Raw genomic sequence first — 14,644 nt, forward strand, 5'->3', positions numbered from 1 at the left:
CGTTCACCTCGGTCACGGACCTGATGCGCAAGATCCGGCAATTCATCACCGGCTGGAACAAACGCAGCCACCCCTTCACCTGGACCAAATCACCCGAAGAAATCCTGGCGAAAGCCAAGCCAAAGACAACTTCAAACACGCGGCACTAGTGACCTTGCCAGGAAAGAAAGAAATGGACTCCATTGTGACAGGACCCCGGTGATGCGCTGACGGAGATTATTCTCAGAGGTGAGTTCCGTGAGTGTCGAGTCTCCGAAGGCCCGCGCTGATGGCCACCGCAGCGACACCTGAGCGTGATTCCTGAGCCATCTTCACGAGAATGTTCTCCACGTGAGTTGTGACGGTGCGGATGGAAATGCCGAGTTCAGATGCGATCTGTTGGTTCGAGCGCCCCCTTGCAATCCGATCGGTGACCTCGGCTTCACGTGCTGTCAGCCCAAAGGGAAGTTCCAGGGGAGTCTCAACGATCAAAGCGACGTCCCCACGACCTGATGAAACCCCGGCAGTTCGGGTGATCTCCAGTGCTACCGTCCCGTTCTCCGAGGTCCAAAGCCCGGATACGGAGGCCGCCGCCCCGGCCAGGAAGCGCGAAATGAAGTCTTTGAAATGGGGTTCAAATACAACGCCGCTCATCTCCCGGGAAATCACGGGCATGGGCGCATCCTGTCCATCAAAGAGCGCTGCCCTGCAGTCTTCGCGAAGTCGCAGAATTGGATATCCGGAAGATTGCCTCCGGCACAGCTCAGCGACGATCGGGGACAGCGCGCCGATAAGGTCACGGGCATCATCATCGAAGTTGTGAAAATGGGAGGCGGAAAGGTGGAGCATTCCCGCGTACTGGCCGTCGTCAGAGATCAGGCAGGTGCTCATGCCATCCGCGAAACCTGCGGGCGCCAGCGCCGTTTGGTACAGCTGCGTTGCACGGTAGTCGTACTTCAGATCATCAATGCGTAACGGTTGGTGCAGCTTAAGCAGGCTTCGATGGACATTTGTTGCAGCGTAAGGGTCACCCAGCGCGGTGAGAGTTTCCGGCTGATAGCCATCGTTGGCCAGCACGTCATGTTTGGACAAGGCACGGTTCCAGAAAATCAGGGCTGCCGCGTCATGCCTGGTGCCGTCGGCCAGAACGTGCAGTATCTCGAGTGCTCCATCGCGCTGGTATTGGGCTGCGCCGGCAGCAAAAGCCGCCTTAAGCAGAATTTGGGACTTTCCGCTGACCATGAAGGCCTCCAAGACAGGAGGATCCTGTCCTCCGGGTTTGCGGCTTAATTATAGGCCCCCTCTCTCTTTATAGCCCTTCGGTGTGCCTAAGCACCCCGGAACCACTGAAGCCGCTAGCGCGTACGTACAAATACCGATGTCGCGGGGACGCCTAGATTCCTAGGCTTGGTTACACGGAGTGAAGAGCGTCACCCCAAGTCAAAGGAGAACGAGATGACTCGCGAAGAAGCCTACTCAAAGTGCCCTTCCGATTCGTATGTCGAACTGTACGGCGGCCAGTGGCTCGTCGTCCCATTCGCGCCTGTCGCCCAACCCCCATTTTTCACCTGCCTGCCAGGCACTCAGCATGTGGCACAGCAGATGGCAGTTAGCGGAATCTAGCCGGGCTGGAGCGAAAAGTGACAGGCAATAAACCAAAACGTCCTGAACCCCACACCAGGTGCGGGCAGAATTGCCCGCTTGGCAGGGCCATGCCGTCGGGCCGCTGCAACGGCAAAAACGGGGCGCGCGACGCAACCAGCCCGGAGAAGCCCCCAAATGTCCGCCCTTGAAATCCATGGGCAGGCGGACCGCTTCAACGTCAGGCCGCTGGAGGACATCTGCTTCACTATCGTGTGCCGAGGAACATCCAGCTTTCGAAGTCAGTTACTGCGAGTTGAAAGGTACAGCGGGGACGCGGCGATTCCGTTGCTGGAAACCACGCCGGTGACCAGCAGTATCGATGCTCACACCGAACGACGGCTCCATGCAATGTGCGTCCGTCCTTTTCTGGAAGTCCCGGGTAGCGAAGATGCGCTCAGTGGGGCATCCGGGGTCACCTTGGGAGCCCGGATACGCCCAGACGTGCCAGAGGCTGCATACCAGGGTGTTCTGACAGCCTGCGATACAACCACGAACAGGGGCATTGGGATCTTCCTCCGTGACCAAAGGCTGACGCTCTTAGTAGGAGATGGACACGCCAAGCTGGAAATCAGCCTCCCTGAGCCCCTGCAGCCTGGCAACTGGTACGAAATTGCCACGTCATATGACCAAACGACTGGTCTCGCGGCCCTTTTCCAGAGGCCCTACACCTCCTCCACTCAGTCCCCTCGTGGGGCAGGTCGCGGAAGCCGGACAATAACTGGGCATCGCAAACTGGCCCACCTGCCAGAGGTCCCCCTAATTCTGGGCGCCAGCGCCAAATACATCTCAGGATGGACGGCGGCAGAGGAATCCTTCATAGGAACGATCGAGGCACCATACGTGAGTGCAAAGTCCCCGCCGGCAACTGATCTGTGGGGACTACACGCCCGGCGACCAACCACCCCGGACCTCGTGGCAGCATGGGATTTCTCTCAAGAGCTTTCCGCGGACGGACTCCACATCGACCAGATCCCGGATATCGTCGGCTCCTTCCACGCCCACTGCGTTAACGCCCCGATCAGAGCCGTTCCTGGCCACCGCGGCAGCCTAGCCGGCGGCCTCGGAACAACACCGGAGAGCTACGGTGCCATCCACCTGCTCGAAAGACGGCCAGATCCAGAGAGATGGAAATCGCGGATCGTTCTCCCCGTCCCGCAAACACCGTAGGCAGGGTTCTACGCCGTCCGACTAAAGGCCGCAAACGTCGAGGAATTCGTTCCCTTTGTTGTCTCATCCGCAACGGAACAGGGACACCCTCCAACAAACAGAGCCCGTGTCCCACTGACCTCCGCCCACGAGGCCGCACCACACCACAGAGCGCCCATCGATCGCTCATCCCAACGATCCACCTACAGAATCCGCTGAGCCGAATTCACGGCTAGGATTTCTTCCGAGAGGCACAGATAGCCCATGAAAACTGACAGTCACGCCAACCCGGCCGCCGACGCCGGCACCAACGACGTCGAACAGCAAAAACTAGGGGCTCTTGGCTACAAGCAAGAGCTCAATCGCACCATGACCCTGACGGACGTTGTCGTCTACGGGCTCATCTTCATGGTGCCGCTGGCCCCCGTGGCCGTTTTCGGTACCATCTTCAACTTCTCCCACGGCATGGCCGCCTTGGTTTACCTGGTCGCCGGTATCGCCATGTTCTTCAGCGCCGTCAGCTACAAGGAGATGGCCAAGGAGTACCCCGTCGCAGGCTCCGTCTACTCCTACGTCCGCTTGGGCACCAGCAAATTCGTTGGCTTCCTTTCTGGATGGGCCATCCTCCTCGACTACCTCCTCCTGCCCGCGCTGCTGTGCATCCTCGCGGCATCCGCCATGGGAGCACTCATGCCTGAAGTTCCAGGCTGGGTCTGGGTCATTGGCTTTATCGCCGCAGTGGCCTTCATCAATCTCCGCGGAATCGTCGTCACGGCACGGATGAACATGATCTTTTTGATCATTCAAGGAGCAGCGCTCGTCGTGTTCGTCGGCGGAGCCTTGATAGCGATCACCCAGGGGCGGGCGCAGTTCAGCCTCGCACCCTTCTATCAGCCCGAGTTCTTCTCGTGGGAGCTCGTGTTCACGGCCATCCCGGTCGCTGCCCTTAGCTACATCGGCTTTGATGCGATCTCGACGCTCAACGAAGAAGCTAAGGGTGGCGGAAAAGCCGTTTCGAAAGCGACCATGATCGTGCTCTGGCTAGTCATTGCAATGTTTGTCGCGCAGGTGTATTTCGCGGCTCTCTTCGTTCCGAACAACGAACCTTTCGCCGACGGTGATGCTGTGAACAACGCCTTCTACTACATCAGCGAAACTGTGGTGGCGCCCTGGTTCAAGATCGTCTTCACTTTGATTACGGCCCTTATAGCGCTTTTTGCCAATGTGCTGGTTTCCCATGCCACGACCTCGAAGATGATCTTCGCCATGGCCCGTGACGGGCAGCTACCCCGACGTCTGGCAGTGGTCACCCAGAAACACAAAGTTCCCGCCGCTGCAATGATCGTCGTGACGATTCTCACCGCCGTTATTGGTGTGCTGGCTGTAGGCCAGATCGAACTCATCGTCACGATGGTCACCTTCGGCGCACTCACGGCCTACATCCTGCTGCACATCAGCGTGATCACCCACTTTGGAATTCGGCAGTCCAGCAAGAAGTACTTCATCCACTGGATCTCGCCCATCCTTGGCATTGCCGTGCTCGGATACGCCCTCTACAGCACCAACGTCTTGGCCAAAGTCATTGGCATCTCCTGGCTGGTCATAGGAACAATCGTCGCCGTCGTTCTGAAGCGCACCGGCCGCACCCTCGAAACAGAGGACGGTCTCTAGGCCGCCACACGACACTTGCCGTTCACCGACGGGGCGAAAGCACCGGACCTGCCGCCTTGGCAGCGCCCGGTCCCTTCGTGACGTGTCAGGAAGCTTCTTGGTCCGCGGTCCCCGACGGGAGAGGGCTCCACGCTTCAATAGGGGGCTCTGGACTACGCAAAACTACCTATATTTTTCCCGTCACGCCGGTCCTACCGTTGAAGTTACCTACAACACACAACGCTTCAGCGCTGGTAACGGGGGAGTTCCCTGAACCAGCCCGCTCCACAGCAATCCCATCTCAGAATGAAAGCGAGAACCTCTCTTGAATCCGCGGACCAGTCCACCAAGTGGCCAAGCAATTTGTTGCAGAACGGGAGCGAACTGATGCGTACCGGCGCGGACCGCTCATCCGAACTTATGAGCATCTTTGAACAGCGGTTCTCCGCCCGGCTTCGCCGCGACTTCACCGATGAAGTATCAGCGGCGTATGACCGCTCCCCGTTGGGACCTCACGACGACAAGACCGCACGTGTTGTGCGGGCCTTGGGCAACGCCTCGGTCTCCGGCAAAGAGGTCATCCTGAACCTCGGGCCCAACGGTCCGTGGGGGATCGGCCGAATCACTGTGGGAGCACCCGGAAACCTGGTTCTCCTGCCCCCAACCTTCTATACCTATGAAAACGCGTTGCGTGGAGTGTTCGCGTTGCGTCGCAAGAACTTTTTGGAGAGCTGAACCGATGACTGCCGAATCCGCAACCGAGATCCGCGTCGAACCGAAAATCTTCGGTTACACGGACCGTTTTGCCGCCCACCCGGGCGAAAGCATCTCCTTCCACGTCAGCTGCGAGGGACCTTCCACCTACCAAGCCTCACTCGTCCGTCTGCGGCATGGGTTCACAGGGGAAGCCGGACCGGGCTTCCTGGAAACGCGCGTTGCATCAGAATTCGATGGTGAAAAGCAGGGCACGCAGTACGCATGCCAGCCCGGATCCTATGTCGAAGTGTCAGACCCATCCTCCCTGATGACAGACCTCAATGGGTTTGTCATCAAAGCCAAGGTGTACCCCACGTTGCCTCTGAGCTCCCGCTCCGGTAACTATGGCGCCTACAACGTCACTCAGAACTCATTCGGAGGAGGCAGCGATCGACAGGTCATCCTGGGCAACTGGGACGACGAGTCCTCGAGTGGCTACGCACTTGTCCTGGACGCCGGCCGGCCCACCTTCCTCTGGAGCGAACAGGGCGCCGTGAAGTCAGTGGCCACTGAGAGCCCCCTGGAAGGCCACCACTGGTACAGCCTCCGAGTCGAGGTGGACACCACAGCTGGCCAGATCCACCTGACCCAGGCACCGTTGTCCAACATCATGAACCGGTACACCGACCAAGCACTGCCCCTGGAAGCCGACGACAAGGTCGCAGACGCCACCCCCGCAGCCACCGCACCCAAAGCCCCATTCCGAATCGGCGCCGGAGCGCGCCGAGACGGCGAACGGTGGCTTGCAGCCAACGGCTTCAACGGCAAGATCGGCGACGTGTCGATTCAACGACGCACGCCCACCCGAACCGAGACCATTGCTGACTGGCACTTTGGACGCAGCAGCCGCGACGACGGACTGCTCCTGTGGGACGTCATCGACGAATCACCAAACCAGCTCCACGGAACATGTCACAACGCCCCAACACGAGCCGTCGCAGGACACTCCTTCACTGGTCTCCTGGACGACTTCCGGATTGCCCCCGATGAATACGACGCAATCCACTTCCACGACGACGACATCACTGACGCTGGCTGGCCCGCAGCATTCACACTCGACGTGCCTCACACCCTGCCAAGCGGCGTCTACGCAGCCAAACTCACCGCCGAAGGTGCAGAACAGTACCTTCCCTTCTTCGTCCGCGCAGGTGAAAAGAAGAACGATGTCGCCGTGCTGTTCTCCACAGCGACATACCTGGCCTACGCCAACGACCGCATTGCCTTCGAAGCCGACGGCGCAGAGATCATCGTCAGCCGGACGCCCATCCTGGACCGCGAAGACCTCACCCTCCAGGATCACCCCGAATTCGGCCGCTCCTGCTATGAAATCCACAACGACGGCTCCGGAGTTGTCTTCGGCAGTGTCCGCAAACCCATCCTGACTCTCCAGCCCAAACACCGTGCGTGGTTCCAAGCCGAAGGCGTATGGGGGCTGCCCGCAGACCTGTGCATCGTTCACTGGCTCGAAACCGAGAACTGCGACTACGATGCCATCACTGATGAGGATCTCGACCGCGAAGGCTACAGCCTTCTCAGCGATTACCGGGTAGTCATTACCGGCAGCCACCCCGAGTACGTCACCCGCAACGAACTCACCGCCCTGGAGGAATTCACCTCCAACGGCGGAAGACTGATGTACCTGGGCGGCAACGGCTTCTACGCCACCGTCTCCTTCGACCCCGACCAGCCACACCTGATGGAACTCCGACGCTCCGACGGCGGTACACGCCCCCACCAGTCCCCATACGGAGACAAACGCCACGCCACGTCCGGGGAACTAGCCGGCATCTGGAGGAACAAAGGCCTACCGCCACAGAAACTCGCCGGAGTGGGATTCGCCGCGCAGGGCTTTGACCGCTGCACCTACTACGAACGACTCGAAGACAGCCACACCCCAGCCGCGGAATTCATTTTCGAGGGAATCGGTGAAGACGAGCGCATCGGCGAGTTCGGAATCATGGGAGGCGGCGCCGCCGGCGCCGAAGTCGACTGCTACCAGCCCGGCCTCGGCTCGCCCCCCGGAACACTGGTCCTTGCAACGTCAGGCCCGCTGTCGGACGCTTACCTCCTGGCTGCAGAGGAAGTGTACGAGTCCATTCCCGGCATCGGCGCTACCGAGCAACCAGGCGTCCGATCGGACATCGTCTACTGCCCGTTGGAAGGAGGCGGAGGTTTCTTCTCAGTCGGTTCGATCGCCTACACGGCGTCTCTCTCCCATAACAACTACGACAACAACGTCGCCAAGATGACAGGAAACGTCCTAAGGCGGTTCCGTCAAGCCCAGCCACTTGAGGTAACTCTCAATGAAACAGAAACAGTTCAAGTAGTCGGCAGCTGAATCGCTAATCAGAAAGAAACCAGCTGCCCCGACGGGCCAATATAGCGAAGCCAGAGGGCGGTCCATTCTTCGAGTGGGCCGCCCTCAGGTGGGCATGACACCGTCCATCTTTCTTTCCCGACTGAGCTTGCCAGCCATCCCACAGTGACGCGGACCTCCGGCATCAACGTCAGAGGCGACTACCAAATGGACACCAGGGAGTTCAATGATCACCACAATAGAAGCCGACCGCTATTTCCACATCACGGGGCTTACCACCACAGAAATCGACGACGGCATCAGCATCGCCGTCAGATTGGCCCACACCCACTCAAGAAGGGACGGCTGGGAAGGGGTACTCGTGACCCGCCATGAACCTGGCCTGTACACCGTGAACCTAAGCAGCGAAATCCCTTACGGCATCACCATGGAACGAGACCTAGACAGCAGAACCAAGCTCTCCCAGAAAGTGCAGATGTAGGCGACCGGTCGTTCCGCGCGAGGTCTGTGGCGCCAGACTGGGCCGGATTTCCTGTGTCTTCGCGGGTTCCCGGTGTTTGCAGGGGCCGGGATGCGGTTCGAGTCCACCTCAGACACAGGGTTTCGGCAGGTCAGAAGCCATTTGGGCCTCTGACTGTGTACAGAACACCCAAACGTGTGGACGCGTGGCCAGCATTCGGAAGCGCCACATTTGAGGTGGTGACCACCCCAAATCTTTCATTTGGCTTGATTCTTGCTGCACAAGGAGTAGCCGTCCTCTTGCATCAACAGGAGGCGGCCGCGCCCGTCGTCGAACCTCACCCATGCACCGGAACCATCGGGCAGGCTCGCTTCCACGATCCCGCCACCGACTTGCCGATCCTTGCCGCCCAACGCGTTGACGCAGACGCACTCGCCCGCGACGCCGAACAACGAGGCTGGATCGCCGAAGCCGAACGACACAAACAACTCATCACACGACTCGACAAACTGATCAACGAGGCCACACCGCAGGATGACGAACACGAGCACCCTCGACAGCGTCGAGCGCGCCTGCGCCGAGCTCCTCCGGAATGGACAGGCAGTGACATTCACCGCCGTTGCCGCCCAAACCGGCCTGGGCCGCACCACCATCTACCGGGACCCGGTAATCCGGGCCGTCATCGAGTAGAACCGTCACCGCGCCGCCGCCGTCAGCGGCACGCTCACCGTCCTCACCGACGATATCGCCACCCTCCACGCCGCACTCGACGCCCTCGCCACAACCGTGCGGCGACACGAAGAACAATTCCGGAAGCTAACCACCCGAAAAAGCTGAAACCCTTAACCGGCCAATCCCCGGCATCCCGGGTCATTAGCCGGATAATGTGCGGACAACGCCGCGATGGAGTCGTTCTTTTCGCTGCTGCAGAAGAACGTCCTGGACCGCCAGCGCTGGCTCACCGGGCAAGAACTCAGGCTGGCCATCACGACCTGGATTGAGCGGACTTACCACCGCCGGCGACGGCAACGACGGCTGGGAAAACTCACGCCCATCGAATATGAAACAATCAACCGGACCGCGCTCACAGCGGCCTAAGACCCCGAGTCAACAAGAGCGGGGGCAGTCCCCATCCTTTTCCTATTGAGTGAGCCCGGCGTCTTTCACGCCGAGCAACGGGGCCGAGCTCGGACGCTACCTCGCTACTCCCAGCGGCCTCGTTCCGGAGGTTACCGAGGTCGTTTATCGCCTTCTCGATGCGCTTCTGTGTCTCCGGAGCAACGCGGTGCGGCGCATTCATGTAGTTCGAGACCGTACCTATAGGTACATCGGCATGCTGCGCGACATCGCGGATACTCACCACCAGATATCCTCGCAATCCGCGTCGAGAGAGTAGAGCTGTCCCAAGACCCGGAGGACGGGCGACTTTCGCGGTGGTACGCGATCGTCGCCCGCCTTCCAGAGCCTGCAGGGCAGATCGGGGCTAGCCCACGTCTGTCCATTTGTTGTTGGTGACCTGCTCGTGTGCCCAGGTGACGTTCGACGCCTGCTGCGCGGCCAGGTACTCATCGAGCGTCTTAGAACCGATCAGGTAGCCAGTAAGCAAGTTCTGCCCCGTTTGGGCGGCTGGCGTCAGCAGCGCGCCGTTACTCATCTTTGCCGGTGCGGACCAGTCTTTGGAGGTGAGTGCCTCGATTGTCGTCGGAGCCTTGGCGCTGGTGATAGCCGGGATGCTTCCAGTCTCCGCGAGCCAGTTCTCAATCTTCGGGCTCGACACGTACTGGAGGAACTTGATCGCCGCATCCAGCTTCGCACCCTTGATGTACGCGGGAATCATGTACGAGGTGCCACCTGCTCCCGTTCCAAACGATGCCGGCGCGCCAGAAGCGTACTTCGAGTCCTTAGTCGAGATGGTCGGGAATGGCACGGTGCTCCAGTCGAACTTCACCGTGGAGAGCCCTGCGGCCGAGAAGTTGGTGCCCCACGCCATGGCGGCCTTGCCACCGGGGAAGGCCGTGCTGCCGGTGAAGGCGCCGGCCGCGGGGATGCCCGACCAGTTCGGCGTCGCGCAGGCGTCGTACCACTTCTTGATGATCTTGACCGAGTCGGCAATGGCCGGGTCGGTGCTCACGTCGAGCGAGCCGTCTAGGATTCCCTTCGCGAGGCTCTTCGTGGCCAGAGGATTCGCGGTACCCGCGTTGCCGTCGCCTCCGAAGACGTTGATCTTGTCCGCCAGCGGGTCGAGCATGGTCGACTGGATCGCGGTGGTCGCCCACATGGTGGCCAGCGTGCCCTTGTCGGTGGCCAGCGGGTCGATGCCCGCCTCCTTGAGCGTGGTGCACGCCTTAGTGAATCCGTCGAAGGTAGACAGCTGCGAGGGGGAGATGCCCTCCTTCTTCAGGATGTCGTTGTTGTAGAAGATGCCGACGGTAACGAGGTTGAACGGCACCCAGGTGTGGTGGCCGGTTCCATCGCGCTGAGCGTCACCGAAGTAGTTCTTGTCGAACCCGTCGAGCCAGGTCTTCGAGTTCGGGTCGAACGGGTTCTTCTCGGCGAGGTACTTGTCGAGGTTCATCACTTGGTCCGGCTTGGGCGCCGGCTGGTTGAAGATCAGCTCGGGCGCGGTGCCCGCGGTGAGCTGCGTGCTCAGCGTGGTGCCGAACGACGAGAGTGGCAGCACGTTGGTCTTGATGGTGATGTTCGGGTTGTCCTTCTCGAACTGCGTGATCAGCTTGTCCCAGGCCGGACCGAAGGTGTTGGTCTGGTCGGTGAACTGGTTCGGGCCGGCGAGGGTGATGGTGACCTTGTCGTCGGAGCTGGATCCGGCCGAGCATCCGGTCAGTACGAGCGCTGCTGCTGCGATTGTGCCGACCGCGGCGACGAGCGCCTTGGGTCGCACGAGGCGTTTGGGCTGTGACATTGCAATCTTCCTTGATTGGGTTGGGGGGGTGGGGCGTTGTGGTGCGATTCAGTGCTTTCGGAAGGAGACAGAGTTCGTCTCGGAAATTCGGGGTCGGCGCCCTAGTGCGCGCCGGGGAGGCCGCCCTGTACCCCCGCGAGGAAGTATTTGGACAGGAAGGTGAACAGGATGACGAGCGGCAGGCTGGCGAGGAAATATCCGGCCATCAGTGGTCCGTATTCGATGGCGTTCTGGCCCTGGAAGAACTGCAACCCCACCGACATAGTGCGCAGGCTGTCGTCGGTGATCACGAGAAGTGGCCAGAAGAAGTCGTTCCACACCGTGCTGAGCGTGATCAGCGCGATCGAGCCGAGCACGGGCAGCGAAAGCGGAAGGGTGATCGAGCGGTACAGGCGGAAGTTTGACGCCCCGTCGATGCGGGCAGCGTCGTAGATCGACTGCGGGATCGACTCGATGAAGTTGCGCATGATGACCGTGCCGAGGATGACACCGCCCGCGACGTAGGGCACGACGAGCACCACGTAGGTGTTCAGGATGCCGAAGTCCTTCATCATGATGAACAGCGGGATCAGGTTGACGATGCCGGGCACCGCCATGAGCGCGAGCACGAGCGCGTACACCACACCGCGTCCGCGGAATCGGAATCGCGAGAGCACGAACCCGGCCACGGAGCCGATGGCCGCGATCAGGATGATCGAGGCGATGGCCACGTAGAAGGTGTTGCCGAGGTACGGCGCGATCTGGTTCCACGCCACGGCGTAGTTCTCGAAGTGGAACGGGAAGACCGGCGCCCAGAAGCTGTCCGCGAACTGCTGGTTTGTCTTGCCCGACGTGATGACCATAAAGACGTAGGGCGCGAGGCTGACCACGACCAGCAGGACCAGTACGGCCTTGATGCCTACCTGCAGGTGGGATCGGTTGCGGATCTTCCCTGGCTGCTGCTGAGCGAGCCGTGTGGTAACGGTGCTCACATTTCACCTCCGTCGTTTGCGCCCGCGCTGCGTCGCCCGATGAAAAGCGAGAACAGGCTGAGGGCGAGGGTGATCGCGAACAGCGTGGTGGAGAGAGTGGCCGCGTAGCCCCAGTCCCCGGCGCTGAACGCCTGGTTGATGATGTAGAGCACCGGGACCATGGTCGCGTTGTCCGGCCCTCCCGAGGTGAGTACGAAGGCGACGAAGCCGTACTGCAGCGTAGCCACGACGACCAGGAAGAATAGGATACGGATCTGGCTCACCATGAGCGGCAGGTCGATCCGCCAGAGTCGTGCCCAGCGGCCGACGCCGTCGAGCTGGGCGGCCTCGAGCACCTCTTTCGGGATGTTCTGCAGGCTCTGGTAGAAGATGAGGAACGGCAGCCCTGCGATGAACGGGAAGCCGACGAGGAGGAGCGCGACGAGCGCCGTGCTGGGCGAGCCAGTCCAGTTCTGTTCGAACGCCTTCAGACCGATCGCACGAAGGAACTGGTTGAACAGCCCGGCGTTCGGGTCGTAGAAGAAGCCCCAGATGAGCGCGGTCACTACGCCGGGGAAGGCCATCGGGATGATGAGCAGCGTGCGGATCACGTACTGCCATCGGTCGCTCTTGAGGGTGACGAGCAGCTCTGCGGCAAGCAACGGTAGGATCCACGACGCGAGGTTGAACAGGAAGATGATGCCGAGGTTGCCGAACGAGCGCCACCAGGTGTCGTCGCTCATCATGCGTGCATAGTTGGCGCCGCCGAGGAAGCTGGAGACGCCAGCGGGCACCCAGTTGAAGAATGACCAGAAGATGGAGGAGAGGGCCGGGAAGTAAGCGAATGCTCCCAATACGGCGATCAGCGGGAGCAGCGCCAGCCACACGGTGATGCGGAATTGAGGACGCGTGGTCCGCCGCGGGCTTGGGGGCCGACCTGCGACGGAGGCACGTTCGGCTGCTAGGGGTCTTTCCTTCGTCAACGCCATGAAGCGCCTCTCTTCTTCGAGATATGCGGCGGCCGAGTCATCTCCGCCGTGAAATCGTGCGGCAGGGAACTGGGATTCACACTTCACTCCTTTGTGGTGCTCGGGCTGTTACAAATTCTATAGCGAATCGTTTCGTGTGACAAGTATGGCGGCCCCATCCCTAGGGCTTCCCATCCGACGCCGAAGGTGCGGGTGAGATGGTGCAGCCGGCGAGGGGGAGCGCAGTCAAGCCTATGGAGGCACTGATTGAGGCAACGGGCGTGCGTGCCCCCCCGCTGAACCTGGTTCTGGTGCATTTTCACTCCCTTGTGATTGCTGTGTGACATCGGTGATTCTGTAGGATAAATCGTTTCGCTCCGTTGGTGTAAAAACCGCCGGAGTTGAGTGTCTCGATTTTTGCTAGATGTCGTTCTCCCTCACCGGTCCGCGGGTGAGAAACGCTTTGCTTTCGGGTTCAATGCTGCATCCTCAGCCGCTGGCAGCCCGAAGACAACAGCGTTGAGCCCTTCGTCCGTGCGGACAATGGAGAGAGGGTTCTCTGCCACCACGATGATGGAGTCGCGGTGGCGCCACGCAACCCACCAGTCGCTACCCGTGATGGTTACAGTGCCGGGCTCAATCGGTGACCTGTCGAGCGTGTAAGGCTTAAGATTCTGACTCCATTCGCCGAACCCTTCGAGGGTCCGGCGCTGGACGTCGGGAATCCGCCCACTGGCCTCGGGCCCGATGTTCAGCAGGAGACGGCCGCCGCGCGAAACTACGTCGGCGTATAGACGCGCAAGCTCGGTTGCAGAGAGCGTCAAGGATTCATCCTCTGTGCGGTTGTAACCGAACGAATACCCGAGCCCGCGGTTATGTTCCCAACCGACCCCGCGCTCGTTCTGGGTATCGTGCGAATACTCGCTGGTTCGGTAGTCCCACACCGGCGCGCCCCATCGGTCATTGACGATGCCATCAGGGACCACACTCTTGTAGTACTCCAGTAGTTCCACGAGAGAGCCGTCAGCCTTACCCGCGTCCGGCCATTCGATGTCGTTCCAGATCACCGCAGGCTTGTAGCGGTCAATCAGGTCACGGACGTGAGCGGTTGCGTACTCGGCGTACTTGGCGTCGTTGGGGCGGTAGTCGGTGACATCGGACATCGATTCAATAGGAGGGAAGTCCGTGAAGGCCCAGTCAAGCCCGCCCGAGTAGTAGACCCCGAATCGCATTCCCTCATTGCGCACTGCTTGAGCGAGGGGTTCGAGGAGATCGAGCTTGGGTCCCCGAGCGACCGTGGACAGTCTGCCGGCGCCGGGGGCGTCCCACAGGGTCACCCCGTCGTGATGCTTCGTGACGGGGATGACGTAGTCCGCGCCAGCTAGATGAAACAGCCGGGCCCATTCGGACGGATCAAACTGGTTGGGGTTCCATTGATCAAGGAAGGCGTCGTACGCGTTGTCTCCGTACTCAGCGGCGTGGTGTAGCGCCGCCGGCGATCCAGTGATCCGGGATGTGTTCGCATACCACTCGGCGTACGCGTTGTGGGAGAACCATTTCTCTTCGGGTACGGCACCCCATGCGCCAGTCGGTTCGGCCCATGCAGGAACGGAGTACGGTCCCCAGTGGATGAAAATGCCCAGGGTGGACTGTCTGGCCCATTCGGGCAGCGTGGGACTATCGGTCATTGTTTTCTCCTTGGCGTTGTTGGCGATTCGCTTCTTGGCGGCCGCCTGGTAAGTAGATGGTCTTGCGATAGAGCGAAACGACTAAAGGTTCGCGGATAATGGGTAGACTCGGGATAGCATCGTTGTGAGGCGGATGGTGCCCACGCTCGCGACACGAAGGACCGAA

General features: G+C 60.6%; 13 protein-coding genes and 1 pseudogene. 7 read left to right on the forward strand and 7 right to left on the reverse strand.

Features of this window, described 5'->3' with window-relative positions; genetic code table 11:
- Positions 1-222: 222 nt before the first annotated feature.
- Positions 223-1,221 (reverse strand): helix-turn-helix transcriptional regulator, encoded by a 999-nt coding sequence (locus AB4Z15_RS14860; protein ID WP_416416326.1) that lies wholly within the window; start codon positions 1,219-1,221, stop codon positions 223-225.
- A gap of 537 nt (positions 1,222-1,758) precedes the next feature.
- On the opposite strand from AB4Z15_RS14860, the gene AB4Z15_RS14865 reads away from it, so the two are divergent.
- The 5 genes from AB4Z15_RS14865 to AB4Z15_RS14885 all read left to right on the forward strand — a co-directional run bounded on the left by AB4Z15_RS14865 (position 1,759) and on the right by AB4Z15_RS14885 (position 7,973).
- Complete coding sequence (locus AB4Z15_RS14865) at positions 1,759-2,790, forward strand: hypothetical protein (RefSeq protein ID WP_442017872.1); 1,032 nt, start codon at positions 1,759-1,761, stop codon at positions 2,788-2,790.
- A gap of 243 nt (positions 2,791-3,033) precedes the next feature.
- The gene (locus AB4Z15_RS14870; RefSeq protein ID WP_442017873.1) at positions 3,034-4,440 is read left to right on the forward strand and encodes an APC family permease; all 1,407 of its coding nucleotides are present in this window, start codon (positions 3,034-3,036) and stop codon (positions 4,438-4,440) included.
- Between the two features lie 285 nt (positions 4,441-4,725).
- Entirely contained in the window at positions 4,726-5,154 is a 429-nt protein-coding gene (locus tag AB4Z15_RS14875; protein ID WP_442017874.1) for a hypothetical protein, read from the forward strand.
- 4 nt (positions 5,155-5,158) lie between these two features.
- Positions 5,159-7,513 carry a N,N-dimethylformamidase beta subunit family domain-containing protein gene (locus AB4Z15_RS14880; protein WP_442017875.1) on the forward strand — a complete coding sequence of 785 codons (2,355 nt, stop codon included), beginning with the start codon at positions 5,159-5,161 and terminating at the stop codon, positions 7,511-7,513.
- 205 nt (positions 7,514-7,718) lie between these two features.
- Positions 7,719-7,973 carry a hypothetical protein gene (locus AB4Z15_RS14885; RefSeq protein ID WP_416416321.1) on the forward strand — a complete coding sequence of 85 codons (255 nt, stop codon included), beginning with the start codon at positions 7,719-7,721 and terminating at the stop codon, positions 7,971-7,973.
- A 236-nt stretch (positions 7,974-8,209) separates the two neighbouring features.
- On the opposite strand, the gene AB4Z15_RS14890 is transcribed toward AB4Z15_RS14885, so the two are convergent.
- Positions 8,210-8,497 (reverse strand): hypothetical protein, encoded by a 288-nt coding sequence (locus AB4Z15_RS14890; RefSeq protein ID WP_416416320.1) that lies wholly within the window; start codon positions 8,495-8,497, stop codon positions 8,210-8,212.
- On the opposite strand from AB4Z15_RS14890, the gene AB4Z15_RS14895 reads away from it, so the two are divergent.
- Together AB4Z15_RS14895 and AB4Z15_RS14900 are read left to right on the forward strand one after the other, a co-directional pair.
- Positions 8,487-8,642: a hypothetical protein gene (locus AB4Z15_RS14895; RefSeq protein ID WP_416416319.1), complete on the forward strand. Its 156-nt coding sequence runs from the start codon at positions 8,487-8,489 to the stop codon at positions 8,640-8,642. The two genes, AB4Z15_RS14890 and AB4Z15_RS14895, sit on opposite strands and share 11 nt — an antisense overlap.
- A gap of 195 nt (positions 8,643-8,837) precedes the next feature.
- Positions 8,838-9,050 (forward strand): annotated as a pseudogene (locus AB4Z15_RS14900) (IS3 family transposase); the annotation flags it as partial.
- Here the strand turns inward: AB4Z15_RS14900 and AB4Z15_RS14905 are convergent.
- The 5 genes from AB4Z15_RS14905 to AB4Z15_RS14925 all read right to left on the reverse strand — a co-directional run bounded on the left by AB4Z15_RS14905 (position 9,037) and on the right by AB4Z15_RS14925 (position 14,547).
- The gene (locus AB4Z15_RS14905; RefSeq protein WP_442017876.1) at positions 9,037-9,315 is read right to left on the reverse strand and encodes a LacI family DNA-binding transcriptional regulator; all 279 of its coding nucleotides are present in this window, start codon (positions 9,313-9,315) and stop codon (positions 9,037-9,039) included. The pseudogene AB4Z15_RS14900 and the gene AB4Z15_RS14905 sit on opposite strands and share 14 nt — an antisense overlap.
- A gap of 120 nt (positions 9,316-9,435) precedes the next feature.
- Positions 9,436-10,872, reverse strand: coding sequence for an ABC transporter substrate-binding protein (locus AB4Z15_RS14910; protein WP_416416317.1), 1,437 nt, complete (start codon positions 10,870-10,872; stop codon positions 9,436-9,438).
- A gap of 101 nt (positions 10,873-10,973) precedes the next feature.
- Positions 10,974-11,843, reverse strand: a complete 870-nt coding sequence (locus AB4Z15_RS14915) for a carbohydrate ABC transporter permease (RefSeq protein WP_416416316.1) — start codon at positions 11,841-11,843, stop codon at positions 10,974-10,976.
- Positions 11,840-12,811, reverse strand: coding sequence for a carbohydrate ABC transporter permease (locus tag AB4Z15_RS14920; protein ID WP_442017877.1), 972 nt, complete (start codon positions 12,809-12,811; stop codon positions 11,840-11,842). The genes AB4Z15_RS14915 and AB4Z15_RS14920 overlap by 4 nt, the downstream gene beginning before the upstream one ends.
- 416 nt (positions 12,812-13,227) lie before the next feature.
- The gene (locus tag AB4Z15_RS14925) at positions 13,228-14,547 is read right to left on the reverse strand and encodes an alpha-L-fucosidase (RefSeq protein ID WP_442017967.1); all 1,320 of its coding nucleotides are present in this window, start codon (positions 14,545-14,547) and stop codon (positions 13,228-13,230) included.
- Between the last annotated feature and the right edge of the window lie 97 nt (positions 14,548-14,644).

The sequence above is a fragment of the Paenarthrobacter sp. 2TAF44 genome (genome assembly GCF_052114885.1).
Lineage (GTDB): Bacteria > Actinomycetota > Actinomycetes > Actinomycetales > Micrococcaceae > Arthrobacter.

What these genes read in the sequence shown, in the direction of transcription:
- AB4Z15_RS14910 (WP_416416317.1), bottom strand. Translation starts at nt 10,872, where the DNA reads ATGTCACAGCCCAAACGCCTCGTGCGACCCAAGGCGCTCGTCGCCGCG.
- AB4Z15_RS14875 (WP_442017874.1), top strand. Translation starts at nt 4,726, where the DNA reads ATGAAAGCGAGAACCTCTCTTGAATCCGCGGACCAGTCCACCAAGTGG.
- AB4Z15_RS14885 (WP_416416321.1), top strand. Translation starts at nt 7,719, where the DNA reads ATGATCACCACAATAGAAGCCGACCGCTATTTCCACATCACGGGGCTT.
- AB4Z15_RS14865 (WP_442017872.1), top strand. Translation starts at nt 1,759, where the DNA reads ATGTCCGCCCTTGAAATCCATGGGCAGGCGGACCGCTTCAACGTCAGG.
- AB4Z15_RS14880 (WP_442017875.1), top strand. Translation starts at nt 5,159, where the DNA reads ATGACTGCCGAATCCGCAACCGAGATCCGCGTCGAACCGAAAATCTTC.
- AB4Z15_RS14895 (WP_416416319.1), top strand. Translation starts at nt 8,487, where the DNA reads ATGACGAACACGAGCACCCTCGACAGCGTCGAGCGCGCCTGCGCCGAG.
- AB4Z15_RS14870 (WP_442017873.1), top strand. Translation starts at nt 3,034, where the DNA reads ATGAAAACTGACAGTCACGCCAACCCGGCCGCCGACGCCGGCACCAAC.
- AB4Z15_RS14920 (WP_442017877.1), bottom strand. Translation starts at nt 12,811, where the DNA reads ATGGCGTTGACGAAGGAAAGACCCCTAGCAGCCGAACGTGCCTCCGTC.
- AB4Z15_RS14860 (WP_416416326.1), bottom strand. Translation starts at nt 1,221, where the DNA reads ATGGTCAGCGGAAAGTCCCAAATTCTGCTTAAGGCGGCTTTTGCTGCC.